This is a genomic window from Streptomyces sp. R41, from assembly GCF_041053055.1.
GTDB lineage: Bacteria > Actinomycetota > Actinomycetes > Streptomycetales > Streptomycetaceae > Streptomyces.
In genome coordinates this window covers 6,712,617-6,733,655 of record NZ_CP163443.1, presented here as the reverse complement: position 1 = coordinate 6,733,655, position 21,039 = coordinate 6,712,617, and the positions used below count along the sequence as shown (strand labels likewise).

The 21,039-nt window shown below is 70.3% G+C and carries 18 protein-coding genes; 9 read left to right on the top strand and 9 right to left on the bottom strand.

Annotated features, from left to right (window positions below):
• Positions 1-111: 111 nt before the first annotated feature.
• Complete coding sequence (locus AB5J53_RS30850; protein WP_369248885.1) at positions 112-1,482, top strand: M14 family metallopeptidase; 1,371 nt, start codon at positions 112-114, stop codon at positions 1,480-1,482.
• 143 nt (positions 1,483-1,625) lie between these two features.
• Here the strand turns inward: AB5J53_RS30850 and AB5J53_RS30845 are convergent, their stop codons facing one another.
• From AB5J53_RS30845 to AB5J53_RS30820, 6 genes are all read right to left on the bottom strand, one after another.
• The gene (locus tag AB5J53_RS30845; protein ID WP_369248884.1) at positions 1,626-2,192 is read right to left on the bottom strand and encodes a hypothetical protein; all 567 of its coding nucleotides are present in this window, start codon (positions 2,190-2,192) and stop codon (positions 1,626-1,628) included.
• A 112-nt stretch (positions 2,193-2,304) separates the two neighbouring features.
• Positions 2,305-3,561: a serine/threonine-protein kinase gene (locus AB5J53_RS30840; RefSeq protein ID WP_369248883.1), complete on the bottom strand. Its 1,257-nt coding sequence runs from the start codon at positions 3,559-3,561 to the stop codon at positions 2,305-2,307.
• Between the two features lie 112 nt (positions 3,562-3,673).
• Complete coding sequence (locus tag AB5J53_RS30835) at positions 3,674-5,158, bottom strand: GntP family permease (RefSeq protein ID WP_369252577.1); 1,485 nt, start codon at positions 5,156-5,158, stop codon at positions 3,674-3,676.
• A gap of 273 nt (positions 5,159-5,431) precedes the next feature.
• Positions 5,432-5,842, bottom strand: a complete 411-nt coding sequence (locus AB5J53_RS30830) for a RidA family protein (RefSeq protein ID WP_369248882.1) — start codon at positions 5,840-5,842, stop codon at positions 5,432-5,434.
• 9 nt (positions 5,843-5,851) lie between these two features.
• Entirely contained in the window at positions 5,852-6,610 is a 759-nt protein-coding gene (locus AB5J53_RS30825; protein WP_369248881.1) for an IclR family transcriptional regulator, read from the bottom strand.
• Positions 6,607-7,773, bottom strand: coding sequence for a sugar kinase (locus AB5J53_RS30820; RefSeq protein WP_369252575.1), 1,167 nt, complete (start codon positions 7,771-7,773; stop codon positions 6,607-6,609). The genes AB5J53_RS30825 and AB5J53_RS30820 overlap by 4 nt, the downstream gene beginning before the upstream one ends.
• Before the next feature lie 290 nt (positions 7,774-8,063).
• On the opposite strand from AB5J53_RS30820, the gene AB5J53_RS30815 reads away from it, so the two are divergent.
• Both AB5J53_RS30815 and AB5J53_RS30810 read left to right on the top strand, forming a co-directional pair.
• Positions 8,064-9,341, top strand: coding sequence for an amino acid deaminase (locus tag AB5J53_RS30815; RefSeq protein ID WP_369248880.1), 1,278 nt, complete (start codon positions 8,064-8,066; stop codon positions 9,339-9,341).
• Between the two features lie 9 nt (positions 9,342-9,350).
• The gene (locus AB5J53_RS30810) at positions 9,351-10,961 is read left to right on the top strand and encodes an amidohydrolase family protein (RefSeq protein ID WP_369248879.1); all 1,611 of its coding nucleotides are present in this window, start codon (positions 9,351-9,353) and stop codon (positions 10,959-10,961) included.
• Positions 10,962-10,979: 18 nt separating this feature from the next.
• Here the strand turns inward: AB5J53_RS30810 and AB5J53_RS30805 are convergent, their stop codons facing one another.
• From AB5J53_RS30805 to AB5J53_RS30795, 3 genes are all read right to left on the bottom strand, one after another.
• Positions 10,980-11,855 (bottom strand): serine protease, encoded by an 876-nt coding sequence (locus AB5J53_RS30805; RefSeq protein WP_369248878.1) that lies wholly within the window; start codon positions 11,853-11,855, stop codon positions 10,980-10,982.
• A gap of 111 nt (positions 11,856-11,966) precedes the next feature.
• Positions 11,967-13,721 (bottom strand): P-loop NTPase fold protein, encoded by a 1,755-nt coding sequence (locus AB5J53_RS30800; protein WP_369248877.1) that lies wholly within the window; start codon positions 13,719-13,721, stop codon positions 11,967-11,969.
• 46 nt (positions 13,722-13,767) lie between these two features.
• Positions 13,768-14,463, bottom strand: coding sequence for a hypothetical protein (locus AB5J53_RS30795; RefSeq protein ID WP_369248876.1), 696 nt, complete (start codon positions 14,461-14,463; stop codon positions 13,768-13,770).
• Positions 14,464-14,589: 126 nt separating this feature from the next.
• On the opposite strand from AB5J53_RS30795, the gene AB5J53_RS30790 reads away from it, so the two are divergent.
• The 6 genes from AB5J53_RS30790 to AB5J53_RS30765 all read left to right on the top strand — a co-directional run bounded on the left by AB5J53_RS30790 (position 14,590) and on the right by AB5J53_RS30765 (position 21,038).
• Complete coding sequence (locus AB5J53_RS30790) at positions 14,590-15,801, top strand: pyridoxal phosphate-dependent aminotransferase (RefSeq protein ID WP_369248875.1); 1,212 nt, start codon at positions 14,590-14,592, stop codon at positions 15,799-15,801.
• A gap of 103 nt (positions 15,802-15,904) precedes the next feature.
• Positions 15,905-16,327 carry a hypothetical protein gene (locus AB5J53_RS30785; RefSeq protein WP_369248874.1) on the top strand — a complete coding sequence of 141 codons (423 nt, stop codon included), beginning with the start codon at positions 15,905-15,907 and terminating at the stop codon, positions 16,325-16,327.
• 255 nt (positions 16,328-16,582) lie between these two features.
• Positions 16,583-17,656: a substrate-binding domain-containing protein gene (locus AB5J53_RS30780; RefSeq protein WP_369248873.1), complete on the top strand. Its 1,074-nt coding sequence runs from the start codon at positions 16,583-16,585 to the stop codon at positions 17,654-17,656.
• Between the two features lie 13 nt (positions 17,657-17,669).
• Positions 17,670-18,845, top strand: a complete 1,176-nt coding sequence (locus AB5J53_RS30775; protein ID WP_369248872.1) for a toxic anion resistance protein — start codon at positions 17,670-17,672, stop codon at positions 18,843-18,845.
• The gene (locus tag AB5J53_RS30770) at positions 18,842-20,446 is read left to right on the top strand and encodes a substrate-binding domain-containing protein (protein ID WP_369248871.1); all 1,605 of its coding nucleotides are present in this window, start codon (positions 18,842-18,844) and stop codon (positions 20,444-20,446) included. The genes AB5J53_RS30775 and AB5J53_RS30770 overlap by 4 nt, the downstream gene beginning before the upstream one ends.
• The gene (locus AB5J53_RS30765; protein ID WP_369248870.1) at positions 20,433-21,038 is read left to right on the top strand and encodes a hypothetical protein; all 606 of its coding nucleotides are present in this window, start codon (positions 20,433-20,435) and stop codon (positions 21,036-21,038) included. Before AB5J53_RS30770 ends, AB5J53_RS30765 begins: the two co-directional genes overlap by 14 nt.
• Position 21,039 lies beyond the last annotated feature (1 nt).

Below are 21,039 nucleotides of genomic sequence, written 5' to 3'. Positions count from 1 at the left end.
TGCCTCACGATGAGCGCCACACCCGCACCAGGCACGTCGCCATGAACCACCCCCCGCTCCACTCCCCACATTCCGGAGATCCCGGAATTCCTGGAGAAACAAGGAGACTTCATGCGACTTCGCATACGCGGCAGCGGCAGTCCCGACGGCAAAAGCAGAAGTGGGCGACGCACCGCCGCCCTCGCCGTGCTCGCGGCCCTCGCCCTCGCGGCACCCCTCACCGCCACGGCCACCGACGCCACGGCGAGCGCGACGAAGGCCCCAGCGCCCTCGTCCGACGACATCCGCCAGTACGAGATCCACCAGAGCACGACCCCCGTGACCCGTACGGCGATCCAGCGGGCCGGCGTCAGCGTGGACGAGGCCGACGAGGAGACCGTCGTCGTCTCGGGCCGCGCGGACCAGATCAAGAAGCTGCGCCAACTCGGCTACGACGTCTCCCTGCTGGGCTCGGCGCCGAACCGTTCGAGCGGCGCCGACGACGTACGGATCCTCGACTTCCCCTCGGCGGACTCGAAGTACCACAACTACGCCGAGATGAACACGGAGATCGACCAACGCCTCGCGGCGTACCCGAGCATCATGAGCAAGAAGGTGATCGGCAAGTCGTACCAGGGCCGGGACATCGTCGCCATCAAGGTCAGCGACAACGTCGCGACCGACGAGAACGAGCCCGAGGTCCTCTTCACCTTCCACCAGCACGCCCGCGAGCACCTGACGGTGGAGATGGCGCTGTACCTGCTGCGCGAGCTCGGCGCCGGATACGGCAGCGACTCCCGCGTCACCAACATGGTGAACAGCCGCGAGATCTGGATCGTCCCGGACCTCAACCCCGACGGCGGCGAGTACGACATCGCCACCGGTTCGTACCGCTCGTGGCGCAAGAACCGCCAGCCCAACTCCGGTTCGTCGTACGTCGGCACGGACCTGAACCGCAACTGGAACTACAAGTGGGGGTGCTGCGGCGGCTCTTCGGGTTCCACGTCCTCCGAGACCTACCGCGGCGCCTCCGCCGAGTCGGCGCCCGAGGTGAAGGTCGTCGCCGACTTCGTGCGCGGCAGGATCGTCGGCGGCAAGCAGCAGATCACCGCCGGGATCGACTTCCACACCTACAGCGAGCTGGTGCTCTGGCCGTTCGGCTACACCTACTCGAACACCACCACCGGCATGACGGCGGACGACTACAACGCCTTCAAGACCGTCGGCCAGAAGATGGCCGCCAGCAACGGCTACACGCCTGAGCAGTCCAGCGACCTGTACATCACGGACGGCTCGATCGACGACTATCTCTGGGGCACCCAGAAGATCTTCAGCTACACCTTCGAGATGTATCCGACGTCCAGCTCCGGCGGCGGCTTCTACCCGCCCGACGAGGTCATCGAGCGGGAGACGTCGCGCAACCGGGACGCCGTGCTCCAGCTGCTGGAGAACGCGGACTGCATGTACCGGTCCATCGGCAAGGAGACGCAGTACTGCTCGTGACGAGCGCATGGCTCATGGCTCATGGCTCATGGCTCATGGCTCATGGCTCATGGCTCATGGCGAGCATGGCTCGTGACGAGCGAGTGAGGCAGGCGGGGAACTGCGGGCCGTTCGTGGCCGGTCGCGCAGTTCCCCGCGCCCCTTCAGGGGGCGCTTTCCTCGGCCGGGTCTTCTTCGTCCGCGCCCTCTTCGAAGTACTTGTCCAGCACCTCGTCCAGCGCGGCCTCCCACTCCTTGTGCTGGGCCTTCGCCTTCGCCTCGATCTCGACCGGGTACCAGCGGCGGTCCGGTGTGTGCACCGTGACGGTGAACCGCTTGCCGAAGCGCGGCGCCTCCGTCTCGACGGCGCCGATCTCGTCCCAGCGGAACTCGCACTCCTGGTCGTCCAGGCGGAGTCGTACGCCTTTGTGGTCGGCCGTGATCGAGGCGCGCCGGTCGGACGCCTCGAAGACGGGACCGTCGGGGTCCGCCTCCTCCGCGGCCTCGTCCGTGACCTCGTCGGAGGCCGCCTCTTCGGTCTCGGCCTCCTCGGTCTCGGCCGTCTCGGCCTCCTCGGTCTCGGCCGTCTCGGCCTCCTCGGGCACGGTCTCCTCGACCGCGTCCTCCGGCTCCGCCGGGGCTGGTGACGTGAGCCCGGGGATGTACGCCGGATCGACCGCGGCGGCGGGGACGTCCAGGGGCTGGCTGCTCGAACCTATGCGCTGCTCCACAGCGGGCAGTATGGTCGACGATCCTGTGTCGGGAACAGTCGCCCCCCACGCCTCGTCGGACACAATCGGGCTCAGGGGACGCACAGATACCGTCCGATGGCCGCCCCGGTCCTCATTTGTCCAGGTAGTAGCCGAGGATGAGATCGAGGCCTGCCATCCAGTCGTCGCGAACCGCGTGGCTCGGGGCCTTGATCTCACAGATGAAGGGCTCCTGGCTCTGGTACAGCATCACGGTGACCCGGAGGCCTTTGCCGAACCCGAAGCCGGTGGATTCGACGGCGCCGATCTCGTCCCAGGAGAAGTCGGCCTGGACCAGGCCGACCCTCAAGGCGACGCCGGTCTCGTCGACGGTCACGGAGTTTTGCCGGTCCGCGGCGCCGAAGGTGGGCGCAGGCAGTTGCACGGGCGCGGGCGGATGGACGGGCGCGGGCGGATGCGCAGGCGCCGACGGAGCTACCGGCGCGGGCGTCAACCCCGGCCGCGCGTCCTGCGGCTCCGGCTCCGGGACCGGGCGTTCGGCGTCACGCGGCCCGTGGGACTCCTCTGGTCCGGAGAGCATCCGCGCGGCCGAGTACACCCTTGGAGCCGCACCGTCGGGGACGAACAGGTCCAGCAGCGCGTCCGGAGCGGGCCGCGCCGCGGGATCCTTCAACAGACAGGCCGCGACCGCGTCGCGCAGCCCGGCCGGGACCGTCGACACGTCCGCCGGCTCATGCACGGACCGGTACATCAACGCCATGGGCGTACCGTCGCCGAAGGGGCGCCCGCCCGCCGCCGCGACGAGGATCGCGCCGAGAGCGAAGATGTCGGCGGCGCCGCTGACGTCGTCGCCCTGGGCCTGCTCGGGGGCGAGGAAGCCGGGCGTGCCGAAGGCGTGACCGGTGGCCGTCAGGCGGGTGTTCTCGACGGCCCGGGCGATGCCGAAGTCGAGGACGCGGGGTCCGTCCGGGGCCATGATGATGTTGCCCGGCTTGAGGTCGCGGTGGACGATGCCGCAGGCGTGAATGGCCTGGAGGGCCTCGGTGAGCGCCGCACCGAGGGACCGCAACTCCTCTTCGTCCATGGGCCCCTGCTCGGTCAGCAGGGCGGCCAGCGTGGGCCCGGGAACGTAGGCCGTGGCCAGCCAGGGCGGCCTGCCGTCCGGGTCGGCGTCGACGACCGGCGCCGTGTGGAAGCCGTTGACACGGCGCGCCGCGTCGATCTCGGCGCGGAAGCGGGCTCGGAAGGAGGTGTCGGCGGCGAGTTCGGCCCTCGCCACCTTCACCGCGAGGGGGCGGCCCGAGCGCGTCCGGGCCAGATAGACGGTGCCCATGCCACCCGCGCCCAGTTCGCGCTCGACGGTGTACGGGCCGATGCGTGCGGCGGCCACCCTCAACTCCCCCTGCCCTGCCTCCGGAAGGGTCACAGTACTGCCGATCAGGCCTGACCGAGGGAGCGGAGAGACGGGTGGCCCCGCGAGATGGGAGGTCCTGGACGGGGACCTAGACGAAGAGGCTCAGCACCGCCGCGACCGCGAAGCCCGCCACCGACAGCACCGTTTCCAGGACGGTCCAGGACTTGAGGGTGTCGCGCTCGGAGATGCCGAAGTACTTGGCGACCATCCAGAAGCCGCCGTCGTTGACGTGGGAGGCGAAGATGGAGCCCGCCGAGATCGCCATGATGACGAGGGCGACGAAGGCCTGGGAGTGGTGGCCCTCGGCGAGCAGGGGCGCCACGATGCCGGCCGTGGTGACGATCGCGACCGTCGCCGAGCCCTGCGCGACCCGCAGGACCACGGAGATCAGGTAGGAGAGGACGATCACCGGGAGGCCGACGTCGTTGAAGGTGTCGGAGAGGGCCTGGGCGACACCGCTCGCCTTCAGCACGGCGCCGAAGATGCCGCCCGCGCCGACCACGAGCAGGATGTTGCCGACCGGCTTCAGGGACGAGGTCGACACCGTCTCAAGGGACTTGCGGGACCAGCCACGGCGGATGCCCAGCAGGTAGTACGCGAGCAGCAGGGCGATCGTCAGAGCCACGAAGGGGCTGCCGAAGAACTCGATGACCGAGCGGCCGGTGGAGGGGTCGAGGGCGATCGAGGAGAAGGTGGCCGCGAGGATCAGCACCAGCGGCGTACCGATGATGCCGAGGACCGTGCCGAGCGGCACCGGCTTCTCCTGGGGCTCGACGCCCGCCTCGCGCTGTTCGTTGATGACGGCGAGCTTCGCCTCGGCGGCGGCCTCGACCATGTCCTGCGGTACGGCGACGAAGATCCGCTTGCCGATCCAGGCGGAGAAGACCCAGGCGGCGAGCACGGCGGGGATGCCGCAGACGATGCCCATCAGGATGACCCAGCCGAGTTGCACGTGCAGCAGCCCGGCGGCTGCGACGGGTCCGGGGTGCGGCGGCAGGAACGCGTGGGTCATCGACAGGCCGGCCAGCAGCGGCATGCAGTAGAGCAGGATCGACTTGCCGGAGCGCTTGGCAGCGGCGTACACGATCGGCGCGAGGACGAAGATGCCGACGTCGAAGAAGACCGGGATGCCGAAGATCAGGCCCGTGAGGCCCATCGCCAGCGGCGCCCGCTTCTCGCCGAAGAGGTTGAGCAGCCGGGACGCCAACACCTCGGCGCCGCCGCTGACTTCGAGGATCGCGCCGAGCATGGTGCCCAGGCCGATGATGATCGCGACATGGCCGAGGATGCCGCCCATGCCGGACTCGATGACGGAGACGGCCGTGGACCGCTGGACCGTACCGAAGAGCTCGGTGACCGAGAGTCCGGCCGAGAGGCCGACGGCTATGGAGACGGCGAGCAGGGCGACGAACGGCTGGAGTCTGGCCTTGATGATGAGGACCAGGAGGAGGGCGATACCGAGGGCGGCGACCGTGAGCAGGCCTGCGGTGCCGTCGACGAGGAGGAGCAGGCCACCGGTGTGGGGTGGGGTCTCGGGGGTGGCTGGGGCTGTCGCGGCGAGCGGATACGACAACAAGGGGGACGGCATGGAGGGCCTCTGTTTCGTAAGTGCATGGTCCGGGAGGTTTGGGGGGTGTCCCCCCACTGGGCACAGTCGCGGGCAGGGGGTATCGCGGCGCGGCGCCCCGGGATGACGGGCGCCGCACCGTGACGACGTACGGAGTGCGTGAGTTGAGGAAGGAGCGCCAGCTCACGGGTGATGAGCGTCGACTCAGGAGTGATGAGCGTCAGCTCACGGGTGATGAGCGTCGGCTCAGGAGTGACGAGCCTCGGCTCAGGAGTGACGTCAGCCGAGTACGGCCAGCGCGTCGATCTCGATGAGGAGTCCGGCCGGCAGGCCGACGTAGACCGTCGTGCGGGCGGCGGGGGGCGCGGTGAGGCCCTGCTCCTCGAAGTAGGCGTTGTAGATCTGGTTCATCTCGGCGAAGTGGTCGACGTCCGTGAGGTAGACACGGATCATCATCGCGTCGTCCCAGCTCGCGCCGCCCTCTTCGAGGATCGCCCGGACGTTGGCGAGGGTCTGGAGGGTCTGCTCGCGCAGGGTCGGGCCTGCGGGCGTCGGGGGCTTGCCCTCCTCGGCCGGCAGGAAGCCCACCTGTCCGGCGACCTGGAGGATGTTCCCCTTCTTCACGCCGTGCGAGAACTTGGCGGGCGGGGTGGTGTGGGTCTTGGGCGTGAGCGCGATCTTGTCTGTCATGCGGGGTCCTTAACTGGGGTCCTTCGGGGGCTTTCCGGAGTAGTCGCGGCTGATGGCGTCAGCGGTACGGCGCACCAGCGGGAGCAGCGTGAGGAGTTCTTCGGCCGTGACGACGACGTTGGGCGCGGAGACCGACATGGCGGCGGCGACGCGTCCGTCGGCGCCGCGGATGGGGGCGGCGACGCAGTTGATGGACTCCTCGTGGCCACCGAGGTCGGTGGCCCAGCCCTGTTCGCGCACCGTCGCCAACTCCTTGAGGAAGGCGGGGGCGCTCGGGATCGAACGGGCCGTGTACATGGGGTAGTCGAGCTTCTCCGCGAGGACGCGGCGCTCGGCCTCGGGCAGGTCGGCGAGCAGCAGCTTCGCGACGGCGGCGACGGTGATGGCGACGGGCTTCCCGATCCGCGAGTACATGCGCACGGGGTAGCGGCTCTCCACCTTGTCGATGTAGAGGACCTCGTTCTCCTCGTACACCGCGAGGTGGACGGTGTGCCCGCACTGCTCGTTCAGGCTTACGAGGTGGGGGTGGGCGATCTCCCGGATGTCCAGGTTCTCGACGGCCTCCTGGGCGAGGGCGAAGAGGCGGGCGCCGAGGCGGTAGCGCTGGTCGGACTGGCGGTAGACCAGACCGTGCTCGTGGAGCGTGCGCAGGAGGCGGAGCGCCGTGGACTTGTGGACGCCGAGGCGGTCGGCGACCTGCCCTAGGTCGGCGGGCCCCTCGGCGAGCAGCGGCAGGATGCTCAGCGCTCGGTCGACGGTCTGGCTCATGGGGTACGTACCTCCTCCTCGGCCCGATCGACGGCTTGGTCGACGGCTTCGGTCCAGCCGGGGCCGAGTCGAAGTGTCTCCCACGCACCGTCGTCCAGAGCGGCCAGCCGGTCGGCGTGGTCCCGGGAGGGCGGCGCGGCCAGGTCACCGGGGACGGTGAGCGCGGCGGCGGCCATGAGGTGACCGTGCCGCAGCCGGTCCTTGGCCGGGAGCCCCCGCAGCGTGGCGGAGAGGAACCCGGCGGCGAAGGCGTCTCCGGCGCCGACGGGGGCGACGACGTCGACGCGGAGGGAGGGGACGAAGGTGACGGTGTCACGGGCGGGTGCCGCGACGGCGGGCGCACGGCCGCGGACGAGCGCCGCATCGGCATGTGCGCGCTCCCCGGCAGGGGCCACGTCGACGGGCGCACGGTCGAGGACCGGCGCCCCGGCTGCGACTGCCGTCGCCCACTCGCCGCCCGGAGCACCGGCATTGGCCGTGTCCTCACGCTCGAAGAGCGTCGCCCCCCGCACCCCCTGCTTCACGACCAGCGCCCGCGGTTCCGGCAGCGCCGCGCGGATCGCGGTCGCGCCGCCCATGAGGCCCCACGCGGCCTCGGCCTCGTCCTCGCCCACGAAGACGAGGTCGCTGCCGCGGGCCAGTTCCAGGAGGACGGCGCCCGGGTCCTGGCCGTTCCAGAGGTTCACGCGGTGATTCACGTCGAACGACACAAGGGGGCGGGCGGGCCGGGGTGCGGTCAGCTCCCTCACCAGAGTCAGGCAGTCGCTGGACAGCGCGGCGGTGATGCCGGACAGATGCAGCACGCGGCCCGCGCGGACGGCGTCCAGGTCCACGGTGTCGACCGCCATCGCGGAGGCGGCGGACCCTGCCCGGTAGTACGCCACCTCGTGGGCGTCGCTCGCCCGGTCGCCCGCCGTACGGAAGTAGACGCCGGTCGGGCGCGCCGGATCCCGTCGTACGGCGTCGGTGTCGACGCCGTATCCGGCGATCTCCTCCACCAGGTGGTCGCCGAACCCGTCGGCGCCGACCCGGCCGACCCAGCGCACGGAGTGCCCGGCCGAGGCCAGCACGCACGCCACGTTCGACTCCGCGCCCCCGATCCCCCGCTCGAACGACGGCACGTCGGCGAGGCGTCCCGGGCGGGACGGCAGGAACGTGACCATGGACTCGCCGAGCGCGACCACGTCGACGAGGCCGTCGAGGCCGTCGAGGCGGACGGCATCGGCATCGTCGTCGGCGTCGTGGGGCGCGGCACCTGCGGGTCCGTTGGGGGGCACGATGACGGGGGCTCCTTGCTCTCGCGGTCAAAGGCGCGTTCCGTGCACCGTTGACCCTGCGTTGGCTGGGATGTTAGACAGCAGTAAGCGACATACGCAATGACCGTTGCACATAGTGCAATCTGCCAGCAAGACACCCGCAGCGCATCGCACCGCACCTCATCAAGGGAGGCCCCATGGGCGCCGACACCGCCGCAGCACAGCTGGCCGCACTCACGGCGGACCGCGTCGACCACCGCTTCAAGGGCCTCCCCCCGGACGCCGCGGGCCAGACCGTCGGCGAGCTGGCCGCCGAGCACCGCAACCTCTTCACGGACGGCTTCACCACCCCCGTCCTCGCCCTCTCCGCCGAGCGCCTGACGCACAACCTCGAACTCATGGAGACCTACGCGGCCCGCCACGGCCTCGCCTTCGCCCCGCACGGCAAGACCTCGATGGCGCCCCAGCTGTTCTGGAAGCAGATCGAGCACGGCGCCTGGGGCATCACGCTCGCGGTGCCCCACCAGGTGCGGGTGGCAAGGGAGTTCGGGATCGACCGGATCTTCCTCGCGAACGAGCTCGTCGACGCGGCGGCGCTGCGCTGGATCGCCGCCGAGCTGGCCGCGGACCCGGACTTCCGCTTCATCTGTTACGTCGACTCCGTACGCGGCGTCGAGCTGATGGACGCGGCGCTGCGCGGGACCTCCCGCCCCGTGGACGTCGTCGTCGAACTCGCCGCCGGAGAGGGTGCCCGCACCGGCGTCCGCAGGGAGGCGGAGTGCGCGGCGGTCGCCGACGCGGTGGCCGCGACGCGGACGCTCCGCCTGGTCGGCGTGGCGGGCTACGAGGGCGAGGTCCCGCAGGCGGACCCCGAGCGCGTGCACGCCTGGCTGCACCGGCTGACCGCGCTGGCGGCGGACTTCGACAAGGCGGGCCGGTTCGCGGGGCTCGACGAGATCGTCGTCAGCGCGGGCGGCAGCGCCTGGTTCGACGCGGTGGCCGACGTCTTCGCGGACATCCCCGAACTCTCCCTCCCCGTCCTGAAGTTGCTGCGCTCCGGCGCGTACGTCTCGCACGACGACGGCCACTACCGCAAAATCACCCCCTTCACCCGCATCCCGGAGGAGGGTGCCCTGCACCCCGCCTTCCGCCTCTGGTCCCAGGTCGTCTCGCGCCCCTCCCCCGACCAGGCCTTCACCAACGCGGGCAAGCGGGACGCGGCGTACGACCTGGACCTCCCCTTCGCCCAGGTCGTACGCCGGGACGGCGCCGAGCGCCCCGCGACGGGCATCACGGTCACCGGCCTCTCCGACCAGCACGCCTGGCTCGGCACGTCCTCGGAGGCGGACCTCCAGGTCGGCGACTGGGTGGGCATGGGGTTGTCCCACCCGTGCACGTCCTTCGACAAATGGCAGCTGATCCCGGTGGTGGAGGCGGACGGCACGGTCGTCGACTACGTCCGCACGTTCTTCTAGGAGGCCCCTGTGATGGATCTCGTCATCCGCGACGCGGAGGTCGTCGACGGCACCGGAGAGCCCTCGTACCGCGCCGACGTGGGCATCGAGGGCGGCAGGATCACCACCGTGGTCAAGGAGGCCGCGGCGGCCGGCTGTCTGCGCCCGGTCGCCCGCCGCGTCCTGGACGCCGAGGGTCTCGTCCTCTCCCCCGGTTTCATCGACATGCACGCGCACAGCGACCTCGCGCTGCTCCGGGACCCGGACCACAGCGCGAAGGCGGCGCAGGGCGTGACCCTGGAGGTCCTCGGCCAGGACGGCCTGTCGTACGCGCCGGTGGACGACCGGACGCTCGCCGAGGTGCGCCGCGCGATCACCGGCTGGAACGGGTACGGCGACGACATCGACTTCGACTGGCGGTCGGTCGGCGAGTATCTGGACCGGCTGGATCGCGGGATCGCCGTGAACGCGGCGTACCTCATCCCGCAGGGCACCGTCCGCATGCTCGCCGTCGGCTGGGAGGACCGGGCGGCCACACCCCAAGAGCTGGACCGGATGCGGCAGTTGGTCGCCGAGGGGATGGAGCAGGGCGCGGTCGGCATGTCCTCCGGGCTGACGTACACGCCCGGGATGTACGCCGAGGACGCCGAGCTCACCGAGCTGTGCCGGGTGGTCGCCGAGTACGGCGGCTACTACTGCCCGCACCACCGCTCGTACGGGGCGGGCGCCCTGGAGGCGTACGAGGAGATGGTGGCCCTCACCCGCGAGGCCGGCTGCCCGCTCCACCTGGCCCACTCCACCATGAACTTCGGCGTGAACAAGGGGAAGGCCCCGGACCTGCTCGCCCTCCTGGACAAGGCGCTGGCACAGGGCGCGGACATCAGCCTGGACACGTACCCCTACACCCCCGGGTGTACGACTCTCGTCGCCATGCTGCCGAGCTGGGCGAGCGAGGGCGGCCCGGAGGCGATCCTCGAGCGACTGGCGGACGAGGACACCGCCGAACGGATCCGGCACCACATGGAGGTCGTCGGCGCCGACGGCTGCCACGGCGTGCCCATCGAGTGGGACACCATCGAGATCTCGGGAGTGATCGACCCGGCGCTCGCGCCCTACGTGGGCAGGACGGTCCGGCAGTCCGCGGACCAGCGCGGCGAGGCCCCCTGGGTGACCGCCCGCCGTCTCCTCCTCGACGACCGGCTCGGCTCGACGATCCTCCAGCACGTCGGCCACGAGGAGAACGTCCAGGCGATCATGCGGCACCCCGTGCACACGGGCGGCTCCGACGGCATCCTGCGGGGCGACAAACCGCACCCGCGCGCGTACGGCACCTTCCCGCAGTATCTCGGGCGGTACGTGCGGGAGTTGGGCGTCCTGTCCCTGGAGGAGTGCGTCGCCCATCTCACCGGCCGTCCCGCCGCCCGCCTGCGCCTGCCCGACCGCGGGCTCGTCCGCGAGGGATACCGCGCCGACCTGGTCCTCTTCGACCCGGCCACGGTCGCGGCGGGCTCGACCTTCGAGGCGCCCCGCACGCTGCCGACGGGCATCCCGCACGTCCTCGTCGACGGCCGCTTCGTGATCGAGGACGGGCGCAGGACGGACGTACTGGCGGGACGGGCGGTCCGCCGTACTCCCCGGTGACCGCCCGCCCCCACCTCCTTACGGCTTGGGCAGGGTGCACCCGGTGCGGCTCAGGTCGAGCTTGTTGTCGAGGCCGAAGCACGGGGCGATCTGGTACGTCTCCTCGGCGTAGTTGATGCCCTCGCGGACGGTCACATTGCCGTTCGCGTCGACCTCGCACGGGTTGTTCTCGGTGCAGCGCTCGCCGTCTTCGTTGCCGGTGTTGTTGACGGCGACGACCTTGCCGGTGGCGTTGTCGATGACCGGCGAGCCCGAGGTGCCGCCGATGGTCTGGCAGGCGGAGGTGTAGCGGACCGAGTCCTTCCAGGTCCAGTCGCCTTCCTTGAGGCGGTAGACGAAGCCGTCGATGTTGCACGCGTAGGTCCGCTTCCAGTAGCCGGAGACGACCGTGATGGCGGTACCGGCGACCGGATGCGTGTCCTGAAGCGTGAGCGCGCTGATGCCGTACGTGCTCTTGATCCGCGCGTAGGTGGTGGTGAGCTGGTAGATCGTGACGTCGGTGTCGGTCATCGTCGAGTACGCGACCTTGCTCGCGCGCAGCGTCCCGACCCTCGTGGCCGAGGAGTTGAGCAGACCGAAGCTACGGCTGGACGCCTGGTCGACGATGACCTCGCCGGGCTCCGGGAAGCCGGTCTCCAGGCAGTGGCCGTTGGTGAGCACCAGCGCCGGGTCGTCGTCCTCGGAGTTCGGGAAGCGGATGACGGAGCCGGAGCAGTTGCTGAGCGAGACGGTGCCGGCGAAGTTGACGGCCTGGATCGTGGGAGCGGTCGTGCTCTTTGTGGCCGAGGTCTTTGTGGCCGAGGTCTTCGTGGTCACGGGCGCCGCGACCGCGGGTGCCACGCCTGCCCCGGCGATCACCAGGGCGAAGAGCGCGGCAACGAGAGGCTTTCTCATGTGGGGGTCCCCTCTTGCGACTTGGGCGACCGAAGGTTTTCCGGTCACCTGTTGATTTGTCATGCGCATTGTGAGGGGAGGGGGGTTGGGGGGCAAGGAGTTGTTTTTGGCCTAGGGGTCGGCTGGTTCGAGTGCCGCGCCGATGTATTGGAAGAGCATCGGCGGGGATGTCGCGACCCAAGCACCGAGTTCCCGGGACCGGGCCTCGCGGTTCGGGGTGATGCGGCTGGTGAAGAACACGGCGGGCCCCTTGTAGCGGTCGCGGTCGCGCCAGTCCTGCAGATCGGTGATACCCGCGTCGCGGTCGAGTCCACGCTGCACGTCGGAGATCAGCAGGTCGATGCGGGTGACGCCGAGAACGTGCTCGGCCCGTTCCCGGTCGGTGGCCGGCCAGACCTTCGCCCCCTGGGACTCCAGACGCTCGACGAACGCGGCGTTCCCGTCCGGATGGTCGTCGATCCACAGCACGTGTTTCCCGGCGTACGAGGGCGCGGCAGAGCCGGAGGTCCCGGCCGCCGGTGGCTCCTCGGAGCGGGCCGCGGCGACTCCGGGGACGCCTTGCTGCAACCGCTCCACCAGATCGTCCAGTTCCGCCAGCACGACCAGTTCGTCGACCAGGGCCACGAAGTTCTGATCGCGCGCCAGCTCCGGAAAACCGGTGGGCACATACCCCTCCAGCTCGGCGAGCCGAGTGCCCCAGACCCCGGGAAGTTCCCGATCCGGCGCGTCCAGGTCATACGCGGCCAGGCAGTTCGCCGCGGCTTCCCAGGTGCCGTCCGCGGGCCGGACGGACGGGCGGCTCAGCACCTGTCGCGCCGTGCGGTAACGGAGGAACTCGTGGATCGCGTGCACGTCGGCGCCCTCGCGGGCGAGCAGTGTGCGGTAGAAGTCCGGGTACAGCTGCTGGAGCAGGAGGACTCGGATCACCGTCCCCGAACTGAACCCCTTCCACACGAGGTTGAGCGCGCTCTCCAGCCCGAACCCGTTGATGAGCCGCTTGATCCGGCGCGGGTTCCGGGACGAGTGAGCGGCGATCAGGTCGACCAGGCTCTCGGTCAACAGATCCTGGATGCCGGACCGCTCGGCGCAGTGGCCGACGTACTCCTTGACCTTGTCGACGCCCGGCACCGGCACCCGATAGCTCGTCTGGAAGATCTTCTCCATGAACGCGGATCCGGCCGGAGACAGATCCCTCAGCAGCCCGGAGGGCCCGAGCGCCGAACGGTCGCAGCCGACGACGAAGGCCAGCCCGGGGACATCCAGATACACCTTGACCGCCTCGCACACCGCGAGGATCGTCTCCTCCGAGCAGCGGTCGAGGTCGTCGACGAAGACGACGAGCATCTTCCGGGGCTCGTACGGCGTGGACTCCGCCCACTGGGTGGCCAGCTTGCGCAGCTCGTCCCGCATCGCGTTGCGGGACTGCGCGTCGACGGAGAGGTCGCGCCACAGACGGTCGACGAGTCCGGCGGCCCCGAGCGGCCCGGCGAGGAGCGTCAGCGCGGCCCGCGCCACTCCGATGACCGCCCGCTGCTCCGACACCCGCTGGGCCGCCCGCCGCAGCAGTCGCGTGTCGAACTTCGCCAGGACCGACTTGATCAGGCCTTCCAGCGCGTCCGCCCCGGTAGAGGTCCAGGCGTTGTACCAGAGCGTCGGGACGTCGTACTTCTTCCGCAGTTCCGCGTCCACCAGGCGCATCAGGGTGCTCTTGCCCATGCCCCAGCCGGCGTCGACGGCCAGGGTGAACGGGGTCGCGGCGCGGGAGTCGTACAGGAGCTTGGCGAGCTCGTGCGCGGCCCGCTCCGTCCCCAGTCGATCCTCACCCGGCTCCATCACCGGCTCGTCGTTCAACAGCGAGAACTCCATGCCCTGCCTCCCCCTCACAGCAGGGCCAACCTACTGGCACCGGCGGCTACTTGGGCCGCTTCGTGGATCCTTGGCCGTGGCCGTTGGAGTTGCCCGGGCCGCCCTCGGTCGTGGAGGTGGCCGTGGCGGTCGCGGGAGCCGTGGACGCGGGGGGATTCGAGTCGCTCGCGGACGGGGACGCACTCGGCGAGGAGGAAGCGTCGCCCGCGCTCTCGGACGCCCCCGGCGACGCGGTGGGCGACGGGCCCGCCGATCCCGCCGATCCCGCCGATCCCGCCGATCCCGCCGAGGAGGTTCCCGCGCTCTCACCGGAGCCCTGCGCGGGTGCGGCGGACCCCGTGGCGAGGTGCGGGGGCGAAGCGGGCTCCCCGCCCGTACCGCCCGACCCCTTGGGCGACCCGGAGTCGAACGCTCCCGAGATCACGACGGCGAGGAGGACGACGCACACCGCCCCGCCGCCCACGGCCAGCCGGCGCAGCAGCCGGGCACGGCGTCGACGCAGCAGCCGGTCGCGGCGCCCCGAGGGGTCGCCGGGAACGGCCTCCTGTACGAGGGTGTCGTCGCCGTCCCCGTACGCCTCCCGGGCGACGGGGGCACCGTCACCGCCCTCTTCGTACCCCTTCTTCCAGCCGTGCGCCTCGGCCGGGTCCATGTACGCCTCATAGGCCGGGGGCGCCTCGCCGTCGCTCTGCGGGAGGTACACCTTCGGCGGGGCTTCGGGTTCGCCGGGCTGCCAGGACATGGCCGCGCATTGTAGAGACCGCAAGGGCTTGCGGCGTAGCCGGCGGACAAAGATGAACAAACCGGCACGTCTCACGTGGTGGAAAACACCCCCCGCGGAGCGTTACGCGGCCGTAAGCTCACGGACATGCAGGTGATCCAGTCCACGAAGCTCGCCAACGTCTGCTACGAGATCCGGGGTCCGGTTCTTGAGGAGGCGATGCGGCTCGAAGCTGCCGGTCACCGCATCCTCAAGCTCAACACGGGCAACCCGGCGGCGTTCGGTTTCGAGTGCCCGCCCGAGATCCTGGAGGACATCCTCCGCAACGTCTCGTCGGCCCACGGTTACGGCGACGCGAAGGGCCTGCTCGCGGCCCGCCGAGCGGTGGTCATGCACAACCAGACGCTCGGCATCGAGACGGACGTCGAGCACGTCTTCATCGGCAACGGCGTCTCCGAGCTGATCGTGATGGCGATGCAGGGCCTGCTGGACGACGGCGACGAGGTGCTCGTACCGGCGCCGGACTACCCGCTGTGGACCGCCGCGGTCTCGCTCTCCGGCGGTACGGCCGTGCACTACCACTGCGACGAGCAGTCCGACTGGATGCCCGACCTCGCGGACGTGGAGCGGAAGGTCACCGACCGCACCAAGGCGATCGTGATCATCAACCCGAACAACCCGACGGGTGCGGTGTACGACGAGGCGATGATCCGGGGCCTGACGGACATCGCCCGGCGCCACAACCTCCTCGTCTGCTCCGACGAGATCTACGACAAGATCCTGTACGACGGTGCCACGCACACGGCGACCGCCGCGATCGCCCCGGACCTGCTCACGCTCACCTTCAACGGCATGTCGAAGGCGTACCGGGTGGCGGGCTACCGGGTGGGCTGGATGTCGATCTCGGGCCCGCGCGCGCACGCGGACTCCTACATCGAGGGTCTGACGATCCTCGCGAACATGCGGCTGTGCGCGAACATGCCGGGTCAGCACGGTGTGGTCGCCGCGCTGAGCGGACGCCAGACGATCAACGACCTGGTGCTGCCCGGCGGGCGGCTGAAGGAACAGCGGGACGTCGCCTACGAGTTGCTGACGCAGATCCCGGGCGTGAGCTGTGTGAAGCCGAAGGGGGCGCTGTACCTCTTCCCGCGCCTCGACCCGAAGGTCTTCAAGATCAAGGACGACCGGCAGATGGTGCTCGACCTGCTGCGCCGCGAGAAGATCATGGTCGTCCAGGGGACGGGCTTCAACTGGCCCGAGTCGGACCACTTCCGGGTGGTCACGCTGCCGACGGTCGGGGATCTGACCGACGCGGTGACGCGGATCGGGAACTTCCTGGACGGCTACAGCCAGCCGTGACACTCACGCTGTGTGTGCGCTGTGACGACTTCTGCGACCGGGCTCAACTTTAGACGAAATCTAAGCTAGGATGGTTTCCTGTCAGAGCACAGGAGGCCGTCCCATGTACGAACCGATCCGCACCAAGTCGGTCCACACGATGGCCGGCACCACCCCCTCCGACTTCCCCCACCGGTCGCGCGAGGAGGAGCTGGACATCCAGCTCGCCGGTCACCTCGCGGCGCTGCTCGCGGTGACGGACGAGATCCGCGCCCTCGCGCCGTCCGCCGACCTGGACGCCGCCACCGAGCGGCTCGCCGAGCAGGTGGCCCGACTGCGTGGAGGGTCGGCGCCCGTACGGTCCACGGTGGCCACCGCCATCCACGAACCCGGCGTCGTGGCGCTCCACCAGCGGGCGCACGCGCTCGCCGGGCGCGCCCTCGTCGTCGCGGCGTCCCGCGCCGACACCGCCGCCGCGATCCTGGCGGCCGAGCGCATGGACGCCCACGCATCCGCCGCCGACCCCCGCGAACTCGCACCCCACTGAGCCCCACGGCTCCCCTCGAACGGCCCCGGTCCGCGCGCACCCGCAGCGACGCGCGGACCGGGTTGCCACAACACTGCGTCGGCCTGAGCCGCGGGAGACCTGCCCTCCCCGGCGCTGGGGAGGGCAGGCACTGAACAGCCTCGCGGCCGCACATAGTGGCACCCCGGGTTCCGGTTGCAAGCCGGGACCCGGTGGTCACCCCGTGTTCACCCCCCGAGACGGGGAACGTTGGATTCCGAGGTGCACGCTCCAGGCGTGAGACGTATCGCAGGGATCGTCCTGGCGGTACTGCTGATCGGCGGAGTGGTAGCAGCCGTCGTCGCAGGCCGCAATGGTCAGGACAAGGGCACGGCAACGAAGACCGTGCAGGGAGTGATCGGTTCGGAGAAGGCGGAGTTCTTCGCCGATCCCGACGTGGTGAAGGCCCTCGCTGCCAAGGGCTACACCGTGAAGACGGAGACCTCCGGGTCCTGGGCCATGGAGGGGCTCGACCTCAAGGGGTACGACTTCGCCTTCCCGTCCAGCCAGGCGCCGGCCGACGAGCTCGCCGACAAGTACCACGCACAACAGCCCCTCCCCCGGCCCTTCTACTCGCCCCTTGTCGTGGTGGCCCATCGCAGCGCGGCCCAAGTACTCGCCGCCAATGGACTCGCCACCCTCGACAAGAACACCGGCACCCTCAAGATGGCCGCCTACCTCGACGCGGCCAAGCACGACCGGACGTGGCAGCAGCTCAAGGGGGCCAAGGCGTACGGGGAGTTGACCGGCACGCTCTACATCGCCACCACCGACCCCGCCACCTCCAACTCCGGCGCCCTCTACCTCGCCGCCGCCTCGTACGTCGCCGACGGCGGACGCGTGGCCGCCGACACCGCCGCCGTCGAGCGCACCGCGCCCCTGATGCACAAGCTGATCAGCGTCCAGGGCGCCCAACAGCCCAGCACGGACGCGGCGTTCAGGGACTTCATCAGCGGCGCGGGCAACCCGCTCGTCCTCGTGTACGAGTCGCAGGTCGCCTCGCTGCTCACCGAGGGCCAGAACGTCGGCGACCTCACCGTCCTCTACCCGGACACCACGGCGAACAGCGACCACACCGTCGTACCGCTCACGCCGCGGGGCCGCGCGCTCGGTGAACTCCTCAGCAGTGACCCGACGTTGCGCAAGCTCGCCGTCCGGCACGGGTTCCGGCCGCAGGGCGCGACCGCCGAGTTCACGGCGGCGACCGCGAGCCACACCGCGTATCTCAACCAGAAGCTGACCGGTGTCCGGCAGGTGCCCGTGCCCGCCTCCAAGGTGCTGCACGAGATGGCGCGCCGGGCCGGGAACTAGGGGGAAGCGACACATGACAACCGAACAGAACGAGTTGACCCTCACACCGCCCGAGGCCGTCGCGCCCGTGCCCCGTGAGAAGGCCGGCGGGCTCGTCCCCGTCGACCCGTCCGTGCGGGACGAGATGGCGCGGCGCGCCGCCGATTACGTCGGCGGGCTCGCCACCCTCGACGCCCGCTCGCCGGAATTCGCCGGCAAGGTCGGGGAGATCGCGGGCCTGGGCGCCGGCGAGATGCGGGGCGCCGCCGCGCAGTCCAACCGGATGCTGGAGCGCACCCTGCGCAGTCTGCCGGGCAAGGGCGAGGACGCCCAGTCGCATGTCGCGGGCTCGCTCGTCGAACTCCGCCGCGTGGTCGAGGACCTGGACCCGCGTGACCTGCCCGCGAGCAAGGGCAGGAAGTTCCTGTCCCGGCTCCCCGGCGGCAACAAACTGCGCGACCACGTCGCCAAGTACGCCTCCGCACAAGGCACGTTGAACAAGATCGTGGGCTCCCTGCGCGGCGGCCAGGACGAGCTGCGCCGCGACAACGCGGCGCTGCAGACCGAGCGCGTACGGCTCTGGGAGACGATGGGCAAGCTCCAGGAGTACGTCGTCCTGACCCAGGCCCTGGACACGGCGGTCGAGGAGCACATCGCGGGCGTGGAGACCCAGGACCCTACGCAGGCCGACACCCTCCGCTCCGACGTCCTCTTCCCCGTCCGTCAGAAGCACCAGGACCTGCTCACCCAGCTCGCCGTCTGTGCCCAGGGCTACCTGGCCATGGACGTGGTCCGGCGCAACAACGACGAGCTGATCAAGGGCGTCGACCGCGCGGCCACCACCACGGTCTCGGCCCTGCGCATCTCCGTGATGCTGGCCTCCGCCCTCGACAACCAGCGCAAGGTCGTCGACCAGGTCAACGCCCTGCGCGGCACCACGGAGGACCTCATCCGCGGCAACGCCGAGATGCTCGCCACCCAGAGCGGCGAGATCCAGCGCATCGCCGCCGACCCGGCCGTCGGCGCGGAAACCCTCCGCACCGCCTTCCAGCAGATCTACCGCACCCTCGACGCGATCGACACGTACAAGGTCCAGGCGACCGAGGCGATGGCGACGACGGTGGAGTCCCTGACGTCGGAACTCCAGCACGCGAGCGCGTACTTGGAGCGCAGCCGCTCGCAGGGTGCGTTGGAGGGTGGGATCGCATGAGACACGGCAACTGGTCACCGCCGAAGACGCGTGTGGGCCATCGTTCCGCAGGGCGGAACGGGTGGGCACACGCGACCCACGGCGCGGCAGCCGCCCTCGCACTCGCCTTGGTGACGGCAGGCTGCACGACGGCGACGAAAACCCCGGCCGACAAGCCCGAACCCGGCACCCTCCGCATCCTCGCCTCCAGCGAGCTCAGCGACATGAAGCCCGTGTTGGACCAGATCCACAAGGACACCGGCATCACGGTCAAGCCCACTTACATGGGCACCCTCGCCGCCGTGGACCTGCTCGCGCAGGGCAAGGCGGACAGCTCGTACGACGCGCTGTGGCTGTCCTCCAACGACTATCTGCACCTTCGCCCGGACGCGGCGAAGAAGGTCGTCTCGCAGACGCCCGTCATGTCGAGCCCGGTGGCCATCGGAGTCAAGCCGGCCACCGTGAGCGCGCTCGGCTGGAAGCCGGACGACGTCACCTGGTCCCAGGTGGAGAAGGCGGTGGCGGACGGGAAGCTGACGTACGGCATGACCGACCCCGCCCGCTCGAACTCCGGTTTCTCCACACTCATTTCGGTCGCCTCGGGCCTCTCCGGCGCCCAGTCGGCGCTCACGGACGCGGACGTCGACAAGGCCACGCCGAAACTGCGGGAGTTCTTCAAGGGACAGAAGCTGACGTCGGGTTCCTCGGGCTGGCTGGCGACCGCGTACGAGCGGCGCGGCACCGTGGACGCGCTCCTCAACTACGAGTCGGTCCTCAAGGGCATGAAGGGCCTGACGGTCATCCGGCCGCGCGACGGAGTGGTGACCGCCGACTACCCCCTCTCCTCCCTGGCCGCGTCCAGCAAGGACACCCGAGAGACGGTCCGCCGCCTCACCGAGGCCCTGCGGACGCCGAAGATGCAGGGCGAGATCACCCGTGACACGCACCGCCGTCCGGTCGTCGCCTCGGTGCCTCCGGCGGCGGGCCTCGACACGGGAAGGCGCCGCGAACTCCCCTTCCCCGGCAGCCGATCCGTCGCCGACCGGCTCCTCGACTCCTACGAGAACAAGCTCCGCCGGCCGTCCAGGACCGTATACGTTCTCGACACCTCGGGCTCGATGGGCGGCGACCGGCTCACCCGGCTGAAAAAGGCGCTCACCGATCTGACGGGCGACTTCCGCGACCGCGAGGAGGTGACGCTGATGCCGTTCGGCTCGAAGGTCAAGAGCGTCCACACGCATGTGGTGCGGCCCGAGAACCCGAAGGCGGGACTCGACGGGATCCGCAAGGACACCCGTGCGCTCAGCGCCGAGGGAGACACCGCGATCTATACGTCGCTGCAGAAGGCGTACGAGCATCTGGGCACCGACGACGACACGTTCACGTCGATCGTGCTGATGACGGACGGCGAGAACACGACGGGCGCGAGCCCCGGCCACTTCGACGACTTCTATGCCGGGCTGCCGGTCGGGCAGCGGGAGATACCCGTCTTCCCGATCCTGTTCGGCGACTCCGACCGCGGCGAACTCCAGCACATCGCCGACCTGACCGGCGGCCGCCTCTTCGACGCCCAGAAGGGCTCGCTCGACGGCGCCTTCGAGGAGATCCGTGGCTACCAATAAGCTGATCGGCTTCCTTGAGTCCCGCAAGAACCTCACCGGCAGCGCCTGCGGGCTCGTCGGCCTCGTACTGACCTTCACGGGACTCGCGGGCCCTTACTGGCCCGTCGTCGTCGCCGGTCTGTACGGGGCGGGCGCCCTGATCGCCCCGCCGGAGCGCCCGCCCCTCCCGGACTTCCCGGACCCGTCGGCCCAACTCGACGAACTGCGCGGCGACTTCGGCAAGCTACGGGAGTATCTGGGCGGGGTCGAGCTGCCACCCGCCGCGGCCGGCCGGCTCACCGAGCTGACCGAACTCCTGGCCGCCCTGCTGGACCCCGGCTGGGTCGCCGAGGTCCTCGCCCAGGACCCGGAGGGCGTGCACGCGCTGTCCCGTGCCGTACGGCAGGACCTTCCCGAGGCCGTCGACACCTTCGTACGCACGAGGTGGTGGACCCGGCTGGCTCCCGGCACCGAACCGCCGGAGCGCCACCTGGAGCGCCAACTCGCCCTGTTGTACGAGGAGTCGGACCGGCTGGCGGCCTCGCTGCGGGAGACCGAGACACGTCGGCAGGAGTCGCACACGCGCTATCTGGAGGACCGGGGACGCTCGTAGC

Excerpts from the sequence above, each read along its gene's own strand:
- AB5J53_RS30850 (WP_369248885.1), top strand. The coding sequence starts at position 112 with ATGCGACTTCGCATACGCGGCAGCGGCAGTCCCGACGGCAAAAGCAGA.
- AB5J53_RS30830 (WP_369248882.1), bottom strand. The coding sequence starts at position 5,842 with ATGACAGACAAGATCGCGCTCACGCCCAAGACCCACACCACCCCGCCC.
- AB5J53_RS30825 (WP_369248881.1), bottom strand. The coding sequence starts at position 6,610 with ATGAGCCAGACCGTCGACCGAGCGCTGAGCATCCTGCCGCTGCTCGCC.
- AB5J53_RS30820 (WP_369252575.1), bottom strand. The coding sequence starts at position 7,773 with ATGGTCACGTTCCTGCCGTCCCGCCCGGGACGCCTCGCCGACGTGCCG.
- AB5J53_RS30815 (WP_369248880.1), top strand. The coding sequence starts at position 8,064 with ATGGGCGCCGACACCGCCGCAGCACAGCTGGCCGCACTCACGGCGGAC.
- AB5J53_RS30805 (WP_369248878.1), bottom strand. The coding sequence starts at position 11,855 with ATGAGAAAGCCTCTCGTTGCCGCGCTCTTCGCCCTGGTGATCGCCGGG.
- AB5J53_RS30800 (WP_369248877.1), bottom strand. The coding sequence starts at position 13,721 with ATGGAGTTCTCGCTGTTGAACGACGAGCCGGTGATGGAGCCGGGTGAG.
- AB5J53_RS30795 (WP_369248876.1), bottom strand. The coding sequence starts at position 14,463 with ATGTCCTGGCAGCCCGGCGAACCCGAAGCCCCGCCGAAGGTGTACCTC.
- AB5J53_RS30790 (WP_369248875.1), top strand. The coding sequence starts at position 14,590 with ATGCAGGTGATCCAGTCCACGAAGCTCGCCAACGTCTGCTACGAGATC.
- AB5J53_RS30785 (WP_369248874.1), top strand. The coding sequence starts at position 15,905 with ATGTACGAACCGATCCGCACCAAGTCGGTCCACACGATGGCCGGCACC.
- AB5J53_RS30775 (WP_369248872.1), top strand. The coding sequence starts at position 17,670 with ATGACAACCGAACAGAACGAGTTGACCCTCACACCGCCCGAGGCCGTC.
- AB5J53_RS30770 (WP_369248871.1), top strand. The coding sequence starts at position 18,842 with ATGAGACACGGCAACTGGTCACCGCCGAAGACGCGTGTGGGCCATCGT.